Raw genomic sequence first — 20,023 nt, 5'->3', positions numbered from 1 at the left:
TTCACTGGCCTCCTAGCACCAGAGAAATGACATCTGCGACTCTCCTACTAGCAAAACCATCACCGTAGGGATTAGTGGCCCTGGACATGGCAGCGTATTCGGTTGGATTGGTCAGCAGCGCTGTAAGAGCAGCGTGAATTGTCTCTTCATTGGTGCCGACCAAGCGCAATGTCCCCGCTTCTACTCCCTCAGGGCGTTCCGTCGTCTTTCTAGCAACAAGTACCGGCTTGCCAAGCGAGGGAGCCTCCTCTTGAATACCTCCACTGTCGCTGAGAACAAGATGGCTACGAGCCATAATGTTGTGGAACTCCACAGGGTCCATAGGCTGCGTCAGCTCGATTCTGTCGTTGCCCGCCAACTCCTGACCCGCGATCTCACGCACTGCCGGATTCATGTGGATCGGATAGAGCGCCTTAACATCCGGGTTGTCCTCCACCACACGTCGAAGGGCGCGGAAAACGTTACGCATTGGTTGACCGATGTTCTCGCGTCGATGAGCAGTTACCAGAATCAGTCGCGAGTCCGCAACCCAGTCAAGCCACTCGCTTTGAAAGTCGTTAGACACGGTAGTGCGCAAGGCGTCAATACCGGTGTTGCCGGTAACAAAGATGCGATCGAGAGGCTTCCCTTCCTCGGCAAGGTTCGCCTTGGAGGTTTCAGTCGGCGCGAAATAGAGGTCGGCGAGAAGATCAATCGCTTGACGGTTGAACTCCTCAGGAAAAGGGGAAGCCATGTCGCCCGTGCGTAGCCCCGCCTCAACATGACCGACTGGGATACGGAAATAGAACGCGGCAAGGCCAGCAGCAAAAGCTGTTGTGGTGTCTCCGTGAACAAACACGGCGTCGGGATGTTCGCGGATGAAGATGTCGGGAAGAACCTCGAGAATCCTTCCGGTTACATCACCGAGTGTCTGATCACTCTTCATGATCGCCAAGTCATAGTCAGGCTTGATGTCGAAGACTCGCAGGACCTGTTCCAGCATCTCCCGGTGCTGCCCGGTAACACACACGACGGTTTCGAACTCCTCTGGCCTACTCTGGAGCTCTTTGACCAAAGGACACACCTTTATCGCCTCTGGTCTGGTACCGAACACCACCAGTACCTTTGTCTTCTTCATCTGGATTGCGCCTTGCTTGTCGATGCTGCATTCGTTGTCAGGGCCTCTTGTACGAGGCCACATATATGGGACTCAGCGAGACAGAAATAGTCTGAGTGTTCCCGTGGTTCGTCGGCTCAGTTAGCCGTTATCTACCAGCTCCCCCACCGTGTCGTCGTGGAAAGCCTGTCGCACTTGTTCCATCCCAGCCTCATCCAGAACGATGATTGACTGCTTACCATCCGGGGACCAGCCGACGCCCTCTGTGGGAAGGGCAAGGAAGTAAATATCGCCGCTACGGATGCTTCGCAGTTCGGGACCGAGGCCGATGATGTAGCCGCCGGTTAATCCCTCGTCCACCGCCAAAAACGGAGCTATCTCTGAGACAACGTTGCTTATGGTGCCGGGGCTGGTTAGCGTGTCCCGGCTGAGGATCTGGGAGATCAGGCCCTTCATGTACGCCTGCTGATTACGAACGCGCTGGTAGTCGCCATCGGGGAAGGGTTTGCGGGCGCGAACGTACGCTAGTGCCTCGTCCCCCATTAGCGTGATTTTGCCTTCGTTGAAGTGGTAGGTGTTGATCTCTTTATTGGGGCCCACTCCGAAAGTGTCGAAGGCAATCTGGTTATTGACGGTGACTCCTCCGAGCGCATTAGTGAGCCCTCTGAAACCGTCGAAGTCAATCACGGCGACGTGATCGATACGGGTGTCAAGGAGTTGCTCAACAGTTGCAACGGTCAAAGGGATGCCCCCAAATGCGAAAGCCGCATTTATCTTGTTCATGCCGTATCCGGGAATGTCGACCCATGAGTCGCGCATGATCGAGGTTATGTAAATGGCGGAGCGATCTGCCGGAATACGAACCACCATCATCGTGTCGGAGCGGCCATCCTGAGATTCCTCTAGACCGTCGGCGTTTATCTCTCCCCTGGTGTCGGAACCGAGTAAGAGGATCGTCTGCGCCTCGTCCTCACGTTGCGCGGGCCTCGACTGTTCATCTGGGAAAACCTCGGCGATCGTCTCGGACTCGTGATTGAAGGTGGAGGAGACGTTCCACAGGAAACCTGCAAGTATCCCAACAGGGATGAGGATAAGCGCCAGCAGCCCGAGAATCGCCCACAGCGCGGTTTTACCGACACTGCGCTTCTTCTTGGGTTCTCGGGGTTGTTGCGGAAACTGTGTTGCGGGGGAACCCTGTTTTCCAGCGTGCAAATCGGAGCGTTTTGGCAGTCCGGATTCCGAAGTCAATGCGCGCCCCCTGCGGATTTAGTTTGCCCGTCAAACTATGGCCGAAAAGTGTTCCAGCCAGGCTTCTGGATCGCAACTAGCTGACCTAATGAATCTACTACAGGACCGCGTAATAATGGCGTTTTGTGGCTGAGAGGACAGCGTCAGGCCACCCGGCATTGACCCTTTACACGGGGGTTAAAAGGAGGGGATAAAATCGTCAATGAAGTGCGCTTATGCACTCCGATCTGGCGTTAACCGCCTGATCTTGGCTCTGACGTAGATCACATTGGTTTTGGAGGATTCGACTCTGATTCATCCCCGCGTTACCAGTCCTTCCAGCTTCTAGGACGTCTGTCCCGGGAATCTGCCTTATGGACACCTAAACGTAATGGCTGAGCACACAGCGAAGCCGGCCACCCTCTTCGGTGACCGGCCCGCCATTTCGATTGGTTTCGACTAGATCGTGACGCCGAACTTCGATAGCTGCTTCTGAACCGGTTCGGTCTCCAGAGCGAGAATTCCCGCCACGACAGCCAGGCCGAGGAAAAAGACGGCCTTGAAGAACTTCTTCATTCTGGCCTCCTTTCGTTCTAGGTATGACCCGACCTACCACCAGTAGGAAACAGGCCCCTTACCGTTACAAGCCTAGTGCAACCGAAGGGGTAAACGCACGGGTTCGTGCCAAGGTCGGTAACGGCGCACGACTTGAGCCGTCGGATATAGTCGTCTCAGATCACCAACTTGGTGACCTCGGACCGATTAACGCGGTCCGCACTTTTGCTATCGGAAAGAAAGAAGTGCAGAAATGGATTTCGACGAGCTGAAGGATAAGGCCAAGAATCTCGGTGACAAGATCGTTGACGCAGCAAAGGACGGTGCCGACAAGGCGGAGGACTTTGCTAAGGACACCGGCAAGAAGATCGGTGGAACTTTTGATGAGGGTGTCGACAAGGTCAAGAAAGCCCTAGATGGCGACAAGGACGGCAAGCTGGACGCGAACGACGCGAAAATCGCGGCGAACAAGGCGAAGAGCGCCCTAGATGCCGACAAGGACGGCGATATTGATGCCGACGACGCGAAGATAGCAGCGAACAAGCTGAAGGAACAGGGCAAGACCGCTGCAGACAAGGCCAAGGACGCGCTCAAGTAATGGGTTTCTTTGCATTCATACTTCTGGGTCTGATCGCCGGTGCCATAGCAAAGGCAATCCTGCCTGACAGAGTGAAAGCTGGCTGGTTCACGACCCTGATTGTCGGAGTCGTTGGAGCTTTGGTTGGCGGCTGGCTGGGAAGCATCATCTTCCACACCTCACTGAACAGCTTCTTTTCACTGTCCACCTGGGTTCTGGCAGTCGGGGGATCCGTGATTGTCCTGGCAATCTACGGAGCACTGGCCGGCAGGAACTAACCGCGGCTGGCGGAGTTCGAATAGAACCCGCGCCGTATCAACGCAAAAGCCTCCCGTCAGACGAACTGAGTAAATCTGCTCGTCTGACGGGAGACTTTTGCTTGCACCGACTCGCCCCTAAGCTCTCCTAGGGTTCCACTCACCCCTGGCCACCGCCGGAACAAAATCGTCGAGGTCCAACGGCCACGTCAGGCGTCTTCCGTCTTCCGCAGACTTGTATGCGGCCATCAATAACTCGATTACTTCCAGTCCTGCCTCAAGACCCTCCAGCGGCTGCTCTCCCTTAAGGAAAGCAGAGGTGAGATATGAGTTCTCACCCGTGTATCCATAGGACATCGACTCATCAGAGAGGAGTGGCATCAGGCCCTGCTCGGCATTCTGTTTCTCAATCATGTCCTCGCCCTCAGACTGTTCAAGGCTTCGCGACATAAACAGCTTGGACTCGGTTGAAAGGGTGTCAGACTCCATCGAATATTCGGGCCCAAGCAACTCAAATGAGAGACGAAGGCCAGCCCCAACATAGCTCCATGAGGTGGTGGCCTCAACGATGACCGGTTCTCCATCACCGTTCACAAACTCGAAGACAGCGTGTGCATAGTCTTCGGAAGGTGTCTCCGTGTAGTCGACTACTCCCTCGTACGCATCCTGCAACTGCTTTGCATACGCTGGACGGCCCCACTTGAGGGAAGCGATAGTTGCAGTGACAGCGACCGGCTTCAGCCACTGTGAGTGACGGGTTCCCGGTGGGGACAGAAGGAAGCGGCCCGCCTCAACCGAGTGGCACATCATGTCATTAAGGACACCCCCGCCCTCGGTCGCACCGTTCCAGAACCAGGTGTTATGCGGCCCCGAATGTTCCTCCGCCGCACGGGCGAGATATGGTGTGCCCGCGGCGCTAGCCCCACGAGCCCAGACGATGTCACGGGAACGAACCAAACCTGGAGAATAGACCTGGTTTTCGAGATATCCGTGGAGCAAGCCGACACTCTCAACCATTTCTAGAACCTCGCGCGCCTCCGCAATGGTTCGCCCCAGTGGTTTTTCAATGGCAATACCCTTAAGCTCGGCACGGCCCGCCTTCAGCTCATCCGTGATCGCCTTGATGACCTCCAGACGTGTGAAGTTCGGCGTAAGTACCCAGATCGCGTCGACCCGTGGGTCGCGAACTAACTCCACCACATCGTCGTATGCGGATACCTCACTACCCACACCTGTGTCCTCGGCCTTCCTAGCCAACGCCTCTGCATTTTTCTTGGTGCGGGAACAGACGGCAACAATGTCTCCGTCTCGCACCCCGCCAAATGAATCAACGTGGAAGTTCCCTATGAACCCCGCGCCTAGGATACCGACGCCGAGCGTCTCCCGAGCTGCCATTGCCTTTGTCCTCTCTAACGATGACCTATTTGCCTGTAAATCTTTTTAGCTTCGCAGTTTCTTTTGTCTGCCGTAGAAGGCGAGCAGGACAATAAGAACAACGCCATTGATGATGATCCGTCCTGACTCGGGCATATTGATCGTGGTCAGGAACGAACTGAGTACAGTTAGCAAAACCGCGCCGATGGCCGAACCGATATAGCCGCCGACGCCACCAGCCACCAGCGTCCCACCGATAACTACGGCTGCCACCGAAGTGAGCGTGAGGTTGTCGGCCAAATTGAGAAACACCGTCTCCGTGTATCCGAGCATCATCATTCCGCCAATGACCGCAAATACACCCGACAACACATAAGAAAGCAGAACAGTACGCGCCACCGGAATGCCCGAAAGACGCGCAGCCTTTCGATTAGCTCCTACCGCAAAGATATGCCAGCCGGTAGTCGTACGGCGCAGGAAAAGCGTCACCAGGACTATTGCAATTGCCCAGATAAAGAGCACGCCTGGAACATTGAACAGCCACCGTCCGTTCACTAGATCGGTGAGCGCCGGGGCGCTACGCCCACCGGCCACGCCTCCGGTATACGCAAGGATCATACCTGTCACGACGCCCATCATTCCTAGAGTCATGACGAACGGCGGAATCTTCAGCAACAGAATTCCTAAACCGTTGGCCAATCCAATCAGGGCTCCGACCAGAATCGGGATGAGGACGCCCAGAAGAAGATTCTCATTCGATCCGTCCATCACCTTGGCAGCGATAATTGCACCAAACGTCGCAGTTTTGCCCACGGACAGGTCGATGCCATCACCGCCGGACAGGATCACGATAGTCTGACCGATCGCGAGGAAGCCTAGGAACGAGGCAACACGCAACATCGAGACTATCTGGTTATAAGACCCGAATCCGGGCGAAAACAGTTGCCCCAGTGCGATCAGCAAAATGGTCACTATTAGGGCAATAAGGACCGGGTTCTTAAGCCACTGGAAGCGACTTTGGGCCGACAAAGTCTCGACAGGAGTGTCAATCGCAGTACTCATGCCTTCGTCCTCCTAGTCGTGAGAACTGATAGCGCCAACGCAACGATGATGATGATTCCCGAAGCGAGAGCGCGGTAGGTGGTCGGCACATTCAGGAAGAAGAGGATGTTTGAAGACACCGAAAGGATGATGGCGCCAACAACCGCCCCAAGAGGTGAGCCTCGTCCACCGCTGAGCGCAATACCACCCAAGACACCTGCAGCAATCGAGTTAAGTGCCATCTCTGCACCAACGAAAGGGTCCCCTGAGCCGGTGTTGGCCAACACCGCCAACGCAGCAAGAGAAGCAAACATGGAAGAGAACATGAACGTTCTAATCGTCACTGAAGTGACGGGGACCAGCGAAGCATACGCGGATTCGCGGTTGCTACCAACAGCATAGAGTTGCTTCCCGAACCTTGTTCGCGACAGAAGCCACCAGAGCAATATGCCAAGCAATACAAGAAGGATCGGAACCGGCACCGCGGCAACGGCCATGCGGTAACCAGAGACCAAGGCAGGTGGAACCGCTCCGCCCGGAGTTGGCAACACAACCAGTGCGAGACCACTGAAGACCGAGGAGGTAGCAAAGGTTGTTATAAGCGGTTGGAGGCGCACCACTGCGACAATGAAACCGTTGAGGAGCCCGCAGAGCGCTCCTGTCGTGAGCGCGGCGATAAGTCCAAGGAATATTCGGGAATCCTGTCCATCCATAACCTTGAGAGCTACTACCGAAATAAAAGCGATCTGGGCTCCAAGCGACAGATCGAGACCGCCGCCAATAATCACGATCGCCTGAGCGATTGCTGCGAACACGAGCGGGGTGAACGTTGCGAAGTTACTGGTCAAAGAGTACTGAGTGAAAAAAGTGGGCTGTAGATATGCATTGATCGCAACAGCGACTATCAGCAACCCCAGAGTAACCGCAGTGTTGAGACTAAAAGTAAGACGTTTCTGCCAACTGCCATCAGAGAGAGACTTGGGCATCGATTCATTCATTCCAGCTCTCCTCCGATACGAGATCCGGTTCTTGATCTCCGATCAGTAGTGCAGAAGCAACCAGATTGTCCTGGGTTATCTCAGAGCCCTCAAGAACTCGAACCACCCTGCCTTCGTACAACACGAACACCCGGTCACACAGTGCAACGAGTTCCTGGTCATCACTCGAGTTAATGACGACGGTGATTCCGTCGATAGTCAGCCCCCGAATAATGTCGTAGATCTCCGCTTTCGCCCCGACATCCACGCCTTTGGTCGGATCATCAAGCAGAACAATCCGTGGCCTGTTCATCAACCACTTACCGAGGACAATCTTCTGTTGGTTGCCGCCGGAAAGAGTTGATACGGCGTCCGTCAGGGACCCGATTTTGATGTTAAGTCGCTCAACCTCGCCTTGAGCGCGTCTATTGGCCTTCCCCATATTCACAAACCAGCCTGCGGCCGTAGACTTCTTCAGGCTGACAATATCCAGGTTCTCCAGGATGGGGCGGACCATGAACAAGCCCTGACTGTTTCGATCGCCCGGAACCAGAGCGAACCCTGCCGAGATACTTCCGCGCGGCGAGCGATAGTTCTGGGCTTGGTCCCCGACTAGAACTTCGCCGCTCGTCTTGGGCTTGTCACCAAAAAGAACGTGGAGAAGCTCTGATTGTCCCTGTCCCTGTAGTCCTCCGAGTCCAATGACCTCCCCCTTGCGAGCATCGATGCTCACGCCATTTAGAACGCTTGAGGAAAGGTCAATTGTCTTGAGTCTGATCTCATCATAGCTAGCCTTTGCATGGTCCCTTTCTCTGGCGACCGTCTCGTCCTCAGCTAACTCACCGACCATGAGCCTTACCAATTGAGGCTCGCTCGTCTCCGCCATATCGACCGCTGCAACGGTGCGTCCGTTCCTAAGGACTGTAGCTCGCCCACAGATTTCACGGACTTCATCCAAGCGGTGAGAAACGAACACTACCGCGACGTCCTGGCTCGCAAGATTCTGAACCATCTCGAAGACTAGATCCACCTGGTCCCGGCGCAACGAAGCCGTAGCTTCGTCAAGCACTAGAATCCGAGGCTTACGGGCGACTGCTTTCGCTATTTCCACCAGTTGCTGAGAGCCCGAAGATAGTTCGCTGATCTCAGTATTGAGTGATATGCCCCGATCCATACCAGGCATGAAGTGTTCTAAGGCAGCTTTTGCATACTCCCGAGAGCGCTTTCGGTCGATGAACCCTTTCCTGGTGATCTCAGTGCCAAGCAGTAGGTTGTCCATGATACTGAGGTCCGGCACCAAAGAAAGCTGTTGATAGACCGAAGCGACTCCATGACGGTGAGCATCTAGGGGCCGACTTATCTGCACCCGCACTCCATCAATGGTTATCTGAGACCGATCAGGGTTTACTGTGCCGCTAAGAACCTTGTTGAGGGTCGATTTGCCGGATCCGTTCGGACCGAGCAGTCCGTGAACTTCGCCTGCTTCAACACTCAAATTGGCTCCCTGGAGCGCACGCACGCCACCAAAACGCTTATGCACATTTTCCATTTGTAGGAAAGGCATCTGGTCGCCTTCTTCCTCTTTCACCTGACGGAGGGGCCGCGGTGGACGCGCATTCAGCGACGTCCACCGCCCTGCAGAACCTGGCCCCTATCGGATATTGGGAGTACCTTCTTTTTACCGATTACTTGAAGTACGCCGCCACTTCGTCAGCGGTCATGATCGAGTCAACAACGTATCCATCTTCGACATCCGAAATCGGCTCCCAAATCTCAACGAAGTTCTCATTGGTTACCAGCGGGGCGAGGGGGAGGACAATGTTGTGACCGTCCGTAACCTTCGAGGAGTCGAGGGTCTTACCCTGAAGTTCATTCACAGCGAAATGCAGTGCAGTAGCTCCGGTCCCCGGAGGATTTACTACGCCGGCGGTCTCGAAACCTGTTGATAGCAAATCGTTCCACATGCGCATGAATCCGCCACGAGCCTCACCCATGGTCACGACCGAATCGGTCTTGCCCGCAGCCTCAAGCGCTTTCAGGGTTCCCTGTGCCATTCCGTCGTAGGTCCAGATGCCCTGAATGTCCGGGTACGTAGCAAGCAGGTCAGTAGCAACGGTTTGTCCGGTGGTCTGGTCCCAACCACCATCACCGCGGGTCAGTACTTCGATTCCGTACTCCTCAAACACCGGCTCAGCACCGGCCCAGCGAGCCTCGGTTGCTGGGTTTCCTGCAGAGCCTTCAACAGTTACAATCTTGGCGCCCTTGCCTACCTTCTCAGCAAACCATTTTGCCGACGCTTCGCCCAGATCTTGTTGGGAGATGCCTATATTAAGCACCGACTCGGTCTCGACAGCCTGATCGATGGCATAGACCTTGATTCCCTGAGCTTCAGCTTCCTTGAAAACAGCATCAAGAGCGGTCGCAGAGTTGGGATCGATAATGATCACGTCCACACCACGATTGATCAGGTTACGAACTTGTTGAATCTGGCCATTCACGTCCGCATCAGCGTTCTCCATGACCACTTCATCGATTAGGCCCTGCCCCTTGTATTCGTCAGCAACTTCTTGAATGGCATCGATCATCTGAGTGCGATACTCAGAGCCAACGAAGGCATTGCTAACACCAATGGTGAAGGGACCGGCATTCGCATCGGTAGTGTCTTCCTCCGTCGATGCGCCTCCGCTCTCAGCTGGCTCCTCGCTGGGTGTTGGCGCTGGCGATGAGCAAGCCGCCAGAGAGAGGCCCGCGACCGCTAATAGGCCTACGAGCTTAGTTGATAACTTCATTTCACGTCCCCCTTTGGACTCTGATCTGCGTCCGATTTTGGACCATGAGCGCATCTGCGGTGATTTTCTGCTTATTTGCACCCCGCAAATAACGGTCATGTTTATGCTACATCCCTTGGGGGAGACGGCGGTAACAGGAGGGTAACATTTCAATAAAGAACAATAACTATGAATCCTATGCAACGTAGGTGGCTCATGGAGGTGCTGCTAGAGTTCCCACGCTGCAAGCGAACGCAGATAAGGCCGCCCCCTAGCCAAGGAACATATGCACACTAGAGACGTCCAGGCAACAACGGTAGCTTCCTCTTACGACGTATCGGCTCGCAACAGAGTCCGAGTACTTGAGTCTCTGATCAAGGAAGGCCCTTCTTCACGTGTTGCCATTGCGAGGGCTACAGGGATGAATCCCGCTACGGTCAATCGACTCACCGCAGCATTGATGCGCAGGGGCTTGGTCGATCAGGCAGGAAACGACGAAACAACCGGCGGACGACCGTCAATGTTGGTCAAGTTCCAGCCTCGAGCAAGGACGATCCTGGCGATTGACCTATGGGAGAACGCAATCGAGATTGCTTTACTTGACCTCACGGGCCGAATCATTAACCGATCTTCACTCGACTGGCAGCACACCTCAGCGCGACAGAAACTTGAGTTGGTAAAGGAGGTAATCGCTGAGTGGGATGCCTGTGAGGAGCACACACTAGTCGCCGTCGGAGTGTCGGTCCCCGGACCAGTCAGCTCTCAGGGGCAGGTTCTGTTGGCTCCCGCACTTGAGTGGTACGACTTGGATGTCCTGCAAGAGCTTCAGTACGCGACAGACGTACCGATAACTCTTGAGAACGACGTGAACCTAATCGCGTACGCCGAATACCGGCATCTGCTCTCTCCAGACCACAAGACACTGGTGGCCATGGCCGTCTTTCAAGGTGTCGGCGCCGGAATCGTCGAGGATGGAAGGCTCTGGCGAGGCAATCAGGGCGCTGCGGGACAATTCGGACGGATGCTCCGTGACCCTTCGGGCCTGCACCACAAGCGATACGGCTTTGGACACCTAGAAACAGAGTTGGGTTCTGGAGGAATCTTGCAGCGGGCAATAGACGCCCGGGTGGTGTCGCCGGAGGTTGAGAGCGCAGATGTAGTTTTCGCAGCCGCCCAGGACGGGGACTTGGAAGCACTTGAGATGGTGGAATCTGTAGCAGATGAATACGCATTCCACTTGGTAAATGTCTGCGCAATGATTGCACCAGATATTGTTGTCTTTGGCGGGCTATTTGAACGTTGGTCGGGTCTACTTATCCCAATGATCAGACAAAGGCTTGAAGGAAACGTTATCAATATGCCCGAACTCCGTACTGCGGAGCTCGGAGACGAAGGAAAACTCATCGGCGCCGGGATGTATGCGTTCGAGAATGCGGGAGGGCTAACGGCGCTCGTCGCGAACTAGCCCGCACATCTCAAGGACCAAAAAGTCACCTTCGAACGATTTGTGGGAAGGTTCCGATATGCCGCGAGTGCGGACCATTCGCACAACTGGGTCACGCCACGAGATCTTTCGCGACGGTTCCCCCAGTTGTGCGAATACTTGGTCCTACTACTTACTGCTGGCTTGAGAAGCCCAGTCCGAAGTCGATGTTCTCCAGGGAGTTCACGAAGTCCTCCAGACCGGTATTGTCCTCGGGGAGGGCAAAGTCCAGCGGACTGTAGTTCATCTCTGCCATCGCCTCGGCGGTCGGCTCAACGGTCACGTTGTTGTACCTGGCAAGGCCGGTTCCGGCAGGAATCAACTTACCCAGGATGACGTTCTCCTTCAGGCCCAGCAACGGATCGGTCTTGGCGTTCATCGCGGCCTCGGTCAAGACCTTTGTGGTCTCTTGGAAGGATGCAGCCGACAGCCATGAGTCCGTTGCCAATGATGCCTTGGTGATACCCATGAGCATCTGACGGCCCTTCGCGAACTGGCCACCCTCAGCGGCCACGCGACGGTTCTCTTCCTTGAAGGCAACCGAGTCAACCAACTCGCCTGGCATGAACCTCGTGTCACCCGGCTCAAGGACGGTAATGCGACGCATCATCTGACGGACGATAACCTCGATGTGCTTCGCGTGGATATCAACACCCTGAGAACGGTAGATCTCCTGAACCTCGTCCACCAACTGACGCTGGGCGCGAGCCGCACCGCGAAGACGCAGCACCTCCTTCGGATCAAGGCGACCCTCGGTAAGTTGCTGACCGGCCTTCACCACATCACCCGTATCGACCAGAAGTTTCTGGCGACGAGTGATCTCGATGTGCAGGTCTTCCTTGTCATCATCACGCTTGATGATGATGGTGCGGTGGTTCGGGTTCTCGTCATCAATCTCAACGACGCCCGCCGCTTCAGCCATGACCGCAACGCCCTTCGGCGTACGTGCCTCGAACAGCTCCTGAACACGAGGTAGACCCTGCGTGATGTCCGAGCCGCCCGACGCGGCACCACCGGTGTGGAAGGTACGCATCGTTAGCTGCGTTCCCGGCTCACCAATGGACTGAGCAGCAATAATGCCAACGGCCTCACCGATGTCAACGCGCTTTCCGGTGGCAAGCGAACGACCGTAGCAGGCGGCACAGGTGCCGACAGCAGCCTCACAAGCCAGAACCGAACGAACACGGATCTTCTCGATACCTGCGTCAACCATTATTTGGGCAGACTCAGTGGTCACGTCTTCACCCGCGGCGAGGACAACGTTACCGTCCTCGTCCTTCGCGTCGGTTGCAAGGGTACGGGCCAAGGCGGTCGTGTCCAAAACGTCAGACTTGACCAACTTGCCGTCCTCATCGCGGGACGCGATAGCGATCTCGATACCCATACGGGTGCCGCAGTCTTCGGAACGAACGATAACGTCCTGCGAAACGTCAACCAGACGACGGGTCAGGTAACCCGACTCCGCGGTACGAAGCGCGGTGTCAGCCGTACCCTTACGGGCGCCGTGGGTGGCGATGAAGTACTCGAGAACTGTCAGGCCCTCGCGGTAGTTCGCCTTGATCGGGCGCTCGATCAGCTTCTGCTTCGGGTCAGACACCAGGCCTCGCATACCCGTGATCTGCTGGATCTGAGACCAGTTACCACGAGCACCCGAGTTGACCATGCGATAAACGGTGTTCGCAGGGGTGAAGTTCTCGCGAGCGTCCTTAGCGACCTCGGCGGTGCAGTCCTGCCAAACGTCAACCAGTTCGCGGTAGCGATCATCAGCGTCAATCAGACCGCGGTCGAATTCCTTCTGGATCTCCGCTGCCTTGGTCTCGTACCTCGCCAGAATCTCTTCCTTATGAGGTGCTGGCTGAATATCCGTGAACGCAATAGTTACACCCGACCAGGTTGCCCAGTAGAAGCCCGCGGCCTTCAGGGCATCCAGAGAGTCAGCAACCAGAACGTTCGGATAGTGCTCAGCCAGATCATTGACGATCTTCGACAGGAGCTTCTTTTCGACAACCTCGTTCACATACGGGTAGTCGAGTGGAAGCGCCTCATTGAACAGCGCACGACCCAAAGAGGTGGTCAGTTCGATTGCCTCGCCCTCAGACCAGTCCTCTGGAGCCTCCCAACCGAGCGGCGGAACAATGTCGGTAAAGCGCAGCTTGATCGGCTGCTGCAGACCGATAATGCCCGCATCGAACGCCATGATTGCCTCGGCAATCGACGAGTAGGCCGGAACCGAGTCGTGGCTTTCAAGGTCGTCAACTGTCAGGTAGAACAGACCGTAAACCATGTCCTGCGAAGGCATAGCAACCGGGCGTCCATCAGACGGCTTCAGAATGTTGTTTGTGGAGAGCATGAGGATGCGGGCCTCGGCCTGCGCTTCAGCGCCAAGCGGCAAGTGAACTGCCATCTGGTCGCCGTCGAAGTCAGCGTTGAAAGCACCACAGGCAAGCGGGTGAAGCTGAATGGCCTTACCCTCAATCAGCTGCGGCTCAAACGCCTGAATACCAAGACGGTGCAACGTGGGCGCACGGTTCAGCAGAACCGGGTGCTCACGGATGACCTCGTCAAGGACGTCCCAAACCTCGGGGCGCTGACGCTCAACCTTGCGCTTTGCTGCCTTCACGTTCTGCGCGTAGTTCTTGTCAACCAAGCGCTTCATAACGAACGGCTTGAACAGCTCAAGAGCCATCTGCTTTGGCAGACCGCACTGGGACAACTTCAGCTGCGGGCCAACAACAATGACCGAACGGCCAGAGTAGTCAACGCGCTTACCCAGAAGGTTCTGACGGAAACGACCCTGCTTGCCCTTCAGCATGTCGCTGATGGACTTCAGAGGACGGTTCGAGGCACCGGCAACAGGACGGCCACGACGACCGTTGTCAAACAGTGCGTCAACAGCTTCCTGAAGCATGCGCTTCTCGTTGTTGATCATGACCTCGGCAGCGCCCAGGTCAAGCATGCGCTTTAGACGGTTGTTGCGGTTGATAACGCGGCGGTACAGGTCGTTCAGGTCAGAGGTCGCGAAACGACCGCCGTCCAGTTGAACCATCGGGCGGATATCCGGTGGAATAACCGGGATCTTGGTTAGAACCATCGACTCGGGCTTGTTGCCGGTCGATAGGAACGCGTTGACGACCTTAAGCCGCTTCAGGGCACGTGCCTTGCGCTGCGACGAGCCGTTGATGATCGTCTCCTTGAGGATTTCTACTTCACCCTCAAGGTCGAAGTCCTGCAGGCGCTTTTGGATTGCCTCGGCGCCCATTGAACCCTTGAAGTAGGTGCCGTAGCGGGCGTCCATCTCTTCATACAGACGCTTGTCACCCTCAAGGTCACCGACCTTCAGATCACGGAAACGCTCCCAAACGTCCTCAAGACGCTTGATTTGCGCGTCGTACATGCGACGAACCTGGGCCTGTTCGCGTTCGAAGCCACGACGCTCACGGGTGCGGACATCGGACTTGGCGCCCTCTTCCTCAAGGTGAGCAAGGCGGGCCTCGGAAGCCTGCATGATCTCGTTGATCTCGTTATCACGCTTCGACTCCAGACGAGCCTTCTGAACGTTCATCTCGTCGCGGAGCATGTCCATGTCCTCACGACGACCCTCTTCATCCACCTCGGTAATCATGTAGGCGGCGAAGTAGATGACCTTTTCAAGGTCCTTGGGGGCCAGGTTCAACAGGTATCCAAGACGCGACGGAACGCCCTTGAAGTACCAGATGTGGGTAACCGGCGCGGCGAGCGAAATGTGGCCCATACGCTCACGACGAACCTTACTCCGGGTCACCTCAACGCCACAGCGCTCACAGGTGATGCCCTTGTAACGGACGCGCTTGTACTTACCGCACGCACACTCCCAGTCACGGGTAGGCCCAAAGATCTGCTCACAGAACAGACCGTCGCGCTCCGGCTTCAGGGTGCGGTAGTTAATGGTCTCAGGCTTCCTGACCTCGCCGTGGGACCAGCGATCAATGTCCTCGGTCGTAGCCAAGGAGATTTTCAAACTGTCAAATGTTTTAGTGTCGAGCACTAGCTCTCCTATTTCAGGTCCGGCGGGGTTAGACGAGGTCGATCGAAGCGGCGCCGCTCAGTGGACGAGCATCAAGGGTGATCCCCAGCTCTTCGCCTGCGCGCATATCTTCTTCGGACTCTTCAAGCTCAAGGGTGTTGCCTTCGGCGTCCAGGGCTTCAACAGCCAAGCACAGCGAACGCATTTCCTGGATGAGGACTCGGAAGGACTCGGGAATACCCGGCTCCGGAATATCCTCGCCCTTGACGATGGCCTCGTATACCTTCACGCGGCCGGTGGTGTCATCGGACTTGATCGTCAGTAGCTCTTGCAGGGCGTAGGCAGCGCCGTAAGCCTCAAGAGCCCAAACTTCCATCTCACCGAAACGCTGGCCACCGAACTGCGCCTTACCACCCAGAGGTTGCTGGGTAATCATCGAGTACGGGCCGGTGGAGCGGGCGTGGATCTTGTCGTCAACCAAGTGGTGCAGCTTCAGCATGTACTTGTAGCCGACCGAGATGGGGTGCGGGAATGGCTCACCAGAGCGGCCGTCGAACAACTGGGCCTTACCCAGGTCGTTGACCATGCGCTTGCCGTCGCGGTTTGGACGGGTCACGTTCATCAGTCCGAGGAGCTCATCTGCTTCAAGACCATCGAATACCGGGGTTGCGATCTTAGAGTTCGGCTCCACCGAGATAGCATCGGCGTGCAGCCTTTCGGTCCACTCCTCGCCCTTCTCGCGTGCTTCCTCAGCGTCCCAACCCTGCTTGGCAATCCACCCCAAGTGGGTTTCGAGAACCTGTCCGACGTTCATACGACCGGGAACACCCATCGGGTTGAGGATGATGTCAACCGGGGTTCCGTCGGCAAGGAACGGCATGTCCTCAGCAGGCAGAATCTTAGAGACGACACCCTTATTACCGTGGCGACCAGCCATCTTGTCACCAATGGTGATCTTGCGGCGCTGGGCGACGTAGACGCGAACCGACTGGCGAACGCCAGGGCCAAGTTCTCCGTCTTCCTCGGTCATCTCGCGAACATCGATAACGATGCCCTCCTGACCGTGGGGAACGCGCATCGAAGTGTCACGCAACTCGCGGGCCTTCTCACCGAAGATCGCGCGGAGCAGACGCTCCTCCGAAGTCAGTTCCGTCTCGCCCTTCGGGGTGACCTTTCCGACGAGGATATCTCCGGCCGTCACCTCAGCACCGATACGGACGATGCCGCGCTCGTCGAGGTCCGCCAGGGCCTCTTCCGAGATATTCGGGATGTCGCGGGTGATCTCTTCAACGCCAAGCTTAGTTTCACGAGCGTCAACCTCGTACTCCTCGATGTGGATCGAGGTGAGAACATCTTCCTCCACGACGCGGCGCGACAAGATGATCGCGTCCTCGTAGTTGAGGCCCTCCCAGGACATGTAAGCAACCAGGAGGTTCTTACCAAGAGCAAGCTCTCCCCCGTCGGTCGAGGGGCCATCGGCAATAACGTCGCCAGGCTTGACTACGTCACCCTCGTTCACCAGGACGCGCTGGTTGATGCAGTTACCCGGGTTTGAACGCTTGAACTTATCGAGCGTGTAGACCTTGCGAGTCCCGTCGTCGTTGGCCACGGTGACCATGTCTGCCGAGACCTCGGTAACAACACCGGGCTTCTCAACGATCGCCATATCGCCAGAGTCAGCGGCCGCGCGTCGCTCCATGCCAGTACCAACCAGCGGGGCCTCCGTGGTGAGTAGCGGAACGGATTGACGCTGCATGTTTGCACCCATGAGGGCGCGGTTCGCGTCGTCGTGCTCCAGGAATGGGATGAGGGAGGTTGCGACCGAAACCATCTGACCGGCCGAAACGTCCATGAAGGTAACCTTGTCGGCGTCAATCAGGGTCGGATCCTCGCCCGCAACGCGGCAGAGAACCTGCTCCTCGATGAACTTGCCCTTGGAGTCGACCGGGGCCGATGCCTGGGCGATGAACTGGCCGATCTCGTCGTCCGCGGTGAGGTAGTGAACCTCGTCCGTGACCTTACCCTTCTTCACCACGCGGTACGGCGTCTCGATAAAACCGAACTCGTTGATGCGGGCGAACGTTGCCAGGTTGCCGATAAGGCCAATGTTCGGACCTTCAGGGGTCTCGATCGGGCACATGCGGCCGTAGTGCGAGGGGTGAACGTCACGGACCTCCATACCCGCGCGGTCACGGGACAAACCACCGGGGCCGAGGGCAGAGAGACGACGCTTGTGTCCCAGACCCGCGAGCGGGTTGTTCTGGTCCATAAACTGCGACAGCTGAGAGGTCCCGAAGAACTCCTTGATCGCGGCCGTCAGAGGACGGATGTTGATAAGGGTGTTCGGGGTGATTGACTCAACCTCGTGCGTCGACATCTTCTCGCGGACGGTACGCTCCATGCGGGCTAGACCCGTGCGCATCTGTCCCTGGATCAATTCACCGACGGCGCGGACACGACGGTTACCGAAGTTGTCGATATCGTCGGACTCAACGCGGATCTCGGCGGGCTTGCCGGCGCGAATGCCGGGAAGGGTCTCCTCGCCGCGCTGCAGAGCAAGCATGTACTTCACCGTGGCGACAATGTCGGTCTCGGTGAGGGTGCCTTGGGTGAGCGCGACATCCAAACCAAGCTTCTTGTTGATCTTGTAGCGACCAACCTTGGCCAGGTCATAGCGACGAGGGGCGAAGTAGAAGTTGCGCAGCAGGTTCTCGCCCGCCTCGACGCTCGCTTGCTCGCCTGGGCGAACCTTGCGGTAGATGGTCAGCAACGCCTCGTCCTGTGTCTCGACGCCATCCTTGTCGAGGGTCTCGAGAAGCAGCGGGTAGTCCTCGAACTCTTGACGGATTTCCTCGCCGGTTAGGCCGATGGCCTTGAGAAGCAGGGTAACGGGAAGCTTGCGCTTGCGGTCGATACGAACAGCGACAGCGTCGCGGCGGTCGATCTCGAACTCAAGCCAGGCTCCGCGGCTCGGGATAATACGGGCCGAGAAGATGTCGCGGTCAGAGGTCTTGTCGGCCTGGCGCTCGAAGTAAACGCCAGGGGAACGGACCAGCTGAGAAACGACAACGCGCTCGGTGCCGTTGATGATGAAGGTGCCCTCGGGAGTCATCAGGGGGAAGTCACCCATGAAGACAGTCTGGGACTTGATTTCACCGGTCTCACGGTAGGTGAAGTCGACCTTGACGTACATCTTGGCGGAGTAGGTCAGGTCGCGCTCGCGGCACTCGTCGGGATCGTGAATCGGATCCTCGAGGGTGGGATCATGGAACTCGAGCTCCATGGTCTCGGCGAGGTCGGTGATCGGGGAGATTTCCTCGAACAGTTCGGCTAGGCCGGACTTGTCTGGGAAGTCAGTGCGGCCGACTTCCTGAGCAACGGCCACGCGACGCTCCCATTCTGGGGCACCACGAAGCCAGTCAAAGCTTTGACGTTGGATTTCTAGCAGGCTCGGCGGCTGCATAATCTGGTGCAGCTTCGCGAACGAAATACGTTTCTTAGGCTCGAATGCGGTTGTTTCCGCGGAAGCACTGGAAGCCAAAGGGGATCCTTCCCGGCAGGTCGCGATATCCTTGAGGGGATATCATCATGCGGTTGCGCGCGAATGCACACCGGTCCCTAACTGACGCAGTTCCTGCACGCTTGGCGCTCTTCGGCGTGTGGATACAGGTCACCTCGGACACTTTGGGCGCAGATATTGAGTTTATTGGGGTGCTTGGTGTATAGCAATGGTTCGCCGGGTGATCTCGCGCACCTCCGGCCGCCGTTCGGGTTCATCGGGACCTGCGAGTCTGTCGGGCCGTTAGCCCATATTGGTCGGCAGTCCCGCCACAGACGGGAGTAGTCCGGGTTACGGGTCGGTGACATTGAGATGGTTAAGCTAGGTCTTATGGCAGATGAAACTGGTAGCAATCTCCTCCCTGTTCTAAGTGAACGGTTCGAGCGGGTGCTATCCACCATCGAAGACTCGGCGGAGCGTGCAGGGCGAGATTCGTCCGAGATCGTGTTGCTTCCGGTCACCAAGACTGTGCCAACCGAGGTGTTACGAGCAACCTACGCCCTTGGCTACCACGATTTCGCAGAGAATCGGGTCCAGGAGATGAAGCGAAAAGCCGACGCGCTTGCAGACCTCGGCCCCACCTGGCACTTGATCGGGCACCTCCAGACAAACAAGGCGAACCAGGTAGCACGCCTTGCCAAGGAGGTGCAGTCGGTCGATTCGCTAAGGATTGCCGAAGCTCTCTCCCGGGCAAGTTTCCCCAAGTCCACCGGACGAGTTCTCGATGTGCTTCTACAGGTCAACACCTCGGGTGAAGAAGCCAAATATGGTCTGTCACCGGCACAGGTCCCCGAGATTCTTGATGTTGTTGCGGGGCTGCCGGGACTCATCGTGCGCGGTTTCATGACCATGGCTCCACTTACTGATGACGAGGCGGTGATTCGCCGCACCTTCGCCGACCTGCGCGAACTTCGTGACCGCCTCGCCCCGCAGTACGAGGGGGATGGGGTAGAACTCGCCGAGCTCTCCATGGGGATGTCCGGGGACTACCCAATCGCGGTCGAAGAGGGAGCCACGATAGTGAGAGTGGGGAGCGCACTCTTCGGGCCGAGAAGCTAATCCGCCCCGAACGTGATCCCCAGGATCAGCGGGAAGTACTACAACAC

At 56.8% G+C, this 20,023-nt stretch carries 14 protein-coding genes; 5 read left to right on the top strand and 9 right to left on the bottom strand.

The annotated features are described in order from the left end of the window. Position 1 precedes the first annotated feature (1 nt). Both wecB and U6G28_05630 read right to left on the bottom strand, forming a co-directional pair. Positions 2–1,117, bottom strand: a complete 1,116-nt coding sequence (wecB, locus tag U6G28_05635) for a UDP-N-acetylglucosamine 2-epimerase (non-hydrolyzing) (protein WRS31162.1) — start codon at positions 1,115–1,117, stop codon at positions 2–4. A 120-nt stretch (positions 1,118–1,237) separates the two neighbouring features. Then, a complete protein-coding gene (locus U6G28_05630) occupies positions 1,238–2,344 on the bottom strand; it encodes an LCP family protein (protein ID WRS31161.1) in 1,107 nt (368 codons plus the stop codon). 578 nt (positions 2,345–2,922) lie between these two features. On the opposite strand from U6G28_05630, the gene U6G28_05625 reads away from it, so the two are divergent. From U6G28_05625 to U6G28_05615, 3 genes are read left to right on the top strand one after another with little or no spacing between them, the layout of a single operon-like run. Next, the gene (locus U6G28_05625) at positions 2,923–3,150 is read left to right on the top strand and encodes a hypothetical protein (protein WRS31160.1); all 228 of its coding nucleotides are present in this window, start codon (positions 2,923–2,925) and stop codon (positions 3,148–3,150) included. Beyond that, complete coding sequence (locus tag U6G28_05620) at positions 3,132–3,476, top strand: hypothetical protein (GenBank protein ID WRS31159.1); 345 nt, start codon at positions 3,132–3,134, stop codon at positions 3,474–3,476. The genes U6G28_05625 and U6G28_05620 overlap by 19 nt, the downstream gene beginning before the upstream one ends. After that, positions 3,476–3,733: a GlsB/YeaQ/YmgE family stress response membrane protein gene (locus U6G28_05615; protein ID WRS31158.1), complete on the top strand. Its 258-nt coding sequence runs from the start codon at positions 3,476–3,478 to the stop codon at positions 3,731–3,733. Before U6G28_05620 ends, U6G28_05615 begins: the two co-directional genes overlap by 1 nt. Positions 3,734–3,850: 117 nt before the next feature. On the opposite strand, the gene U6G28_05610 is transcribed toward U6G28_05615, so the two are convergent. From U6G28_05610 to U6G28_05590, 5 genes are all read right to left on the bottom strand, one after another. Beyond that, positions 3,851–5,107 (bottom strand): Gfo/Idh/MocA family oxidoreductase, encoded by a 1,257-nt coding sequence (locus U6G28_05610; GenBank protein ID WRS31157.1) that lies wholly within the window; start codon positions 5,105–5,107, stop codon positions 3,851–3,853. A 45-nt stretch (positions 5,108–5,152) separates the two neighbouring features. Then, on the bottom strand, positions 5,153–6,148 hold the full coding sequence (locus tag U6G28_05605) for an ABC transporter permease (protein WRS31156.1): 996 nt from the start codon (positions 6,146–6,148) through the stop codon (positions 5,153–5,155). Next, positions 6,145–7,125 carry an ABC transporter permease gene (locus tag U6G28_05600; GenBank protein WRS31155.1) on the bottom strand — a complete coding sequence of 327 codons (981 nt, stop codon included), beginning with the start codon at positions 7,123–7,125 and terminating at the stop codon, positions 6,145–6,147. The genes U6G28_05605 and U6G28_05600 overlap by 4 nt, the downstream gene beginning before the upstream one ends. After that, positions 7,118–8,668: a sugar ABC transporter ATP-binding protein gene (locus U6G28_05595; GenBank protein WRS31154.1), complete on the bottom strand. Its 1,551-nt coding sequence runs from the start codon at positions 8,666–8,668 to the stop codon at positions 7,118–7,120. Before U6G28_05595 ends, U6G28_05600 begins: the two co-directional genes overlap by 8 nt. Positions 8,669–8,789: 121 nt before the next feature. Continuing rightward, positions 8,790–9,893, bottom strand: coding sequence for a substrate-binding domain-containing protein (locus U6G28_05590; GenBank protein ID WRS31153.1), 1,104 nt, complete (start codon positions 9,891–9,893; stop codon positions 8,790–8,792). Between the two features lie 265 nt (positions 9,894–10,158). Between U6G28_05590 and U6G28_05585 the strand changes: the two genes are divergently transcribed. Then, the gene (locus tag U6G28_05585; GenBank protein ID WRS31152.1) at positions 10,159–11,337 is read left to right on the top strand and encodes an ROK family transcriptional regulator; all 1,179 of its coding nucleotides are present in this window, start codon (positions 10,159–10,161) and stop codon (positions 11,335–11,337) included. Between the two features lie 151 nt (positions 11,338–11,488). Here the strand turns inward: U6G28_05585 and U6G28_05580 are convergent, their stop codons facing one another. Beyond that, positions 11,489–15,379, bottom strand: coding sequence for a DNA-directed RNA polymerase subunit beta' (locus U6G28_05580; GenBank protein ID WRS31151.1), 3,891 nt, complete (start codon positions 15,377–15,379; stop codon positions 11,489–11,491). A 28-nt stretch (positions 15,380–15,407) separates the two neighbouring features. After that, positions 15,408–18,899 carry a DNA-directed RNA polymerase subunit beta gene (gene rpoB, locus U6G28_05575; GenBank protein WRS31150.1) on the bottom strand — a complete coding sequence of 1,164 codons (3,492 nt, stop codon included), beginning with the start codon at positions 18,897–18,899 and terminating at the stop codon, positions 15,408–15,410. A gap of 348 nt (positions 18,900–19,247) precedes the next feature. On the opposite strand from rpoB, the gene U6G28_05570 reads away from it, so the two are divergent. Continuing rightward, positions 19,248–19,976: a YggS family pyridoxal phosphate-dependent enzyme gene (locus tag U6G28_05570; GenBank protein ID WRS31149.1), complete on the top strand. Its 729-nt coding sequence runs from the start codon at positions 19,248–19,250 to the stop codon at positions 19,974–19,976. The last annotated feature ends 47 nt before the right edge of the window (positions 19,977–20,023 follow it).

The sequence above is a fragment of the Actinomycetaceae bacterium MB13-C1-2 genome (assembly GCA_035621235.1).
GTDB lineage: Bacteria > Actinomycetota > Actinomycetes > Actinomycetales > Actinomycetaceae > Scrofimicrobium.
The sequence above is the reverse complement of the archived record's forward strand: the minus strand, read 5'-3'. Positions and strand labels throughout refer to the sequence as shown.

What these genes read in the sequence shown, in the direction of transcription:
- U6G28_05585 (WRS31152.1), top strand. Translation starts at nt 10,159, where the DNA reads ATGCACACTAGAGACGTCCAGGCAACAACGGTAGCTTCCTCTTACGAC.
- U6G28_05595 (WRS31154.1), bottom strand. Translation starts at nt 8,668, where the DNA reads ATGCCTTTCCTACAAATGGAAAATGTGCATAAGCGTTTTGGTGGCGTG.
- U6G28_05590 (WRS31153.1), bottom strand. Translation starts at nt 9,893, where the DNA reads ATGAAGTTATCAACTAAGCTCGTAGGCCTATTAGCGGTCGCGGGCCTC.
- U6G28_05625 (WRS31160.1), top strand. Translation starts at nt 2,923, where the DNA reads ATGACCCGACCTACCACCAGTAGGAAACAGGCCCCTTACCGTTACAAG.
- U6G28_05620 (WRS31159.1), top strand. Translation starts at nt 3,132, where the DNA reads ATGGATTTCGACGAGCTGAAGGATAAGGCCAAGAATCTCGGTGACAAG.
- U6G28_05610 (WRS31157.1), bottom strand. Translation starts at nt 5,107, where the DNA reads ATGGCAGCTCGGGAGACGCTCGGCGTCGGTATCCTAGGCGCGGGGTTC.
- U6G28_05570 (WRS31149.1), top strand. Translation starts at nt 19,248, where the DNA reads ATGGCAGATGAAACTGGTAGCAATCTCCTCCCTGTTCTAAGTGAACGG.
- wecB (WRS31162.1), bottom strand. Translation starts at nt 1,117, where the DNA reads ATGAAGAAGACAAAGGTACTGGTGGTGTTCGGTACCAGACCAGAGGCG.
- U6G28_05605 (WRS31156.1), bottom strand. Translation starts at nt 6,148, where the DNA reads ATGAGTACTGCGATTGACACTCCTGTCGAGACTTTGTCGGCCCAAAGT.
- U6G28_05615 (WRS31158.1), top strand. Translation starts at nt 3,476, where the DNA reads ATGGGTTTCTTTGCATTCATACTTCTGGGTCTGATCGCCGGTGCCATA.
- U6G28_05600 (WRS31155.1), bottom strand. Translation starts at nt 7,125, where the DNA reads ATGAATGAATCGATGCCCAAGTCTCTCTCTGATGGCAGTTGGCAGAAA.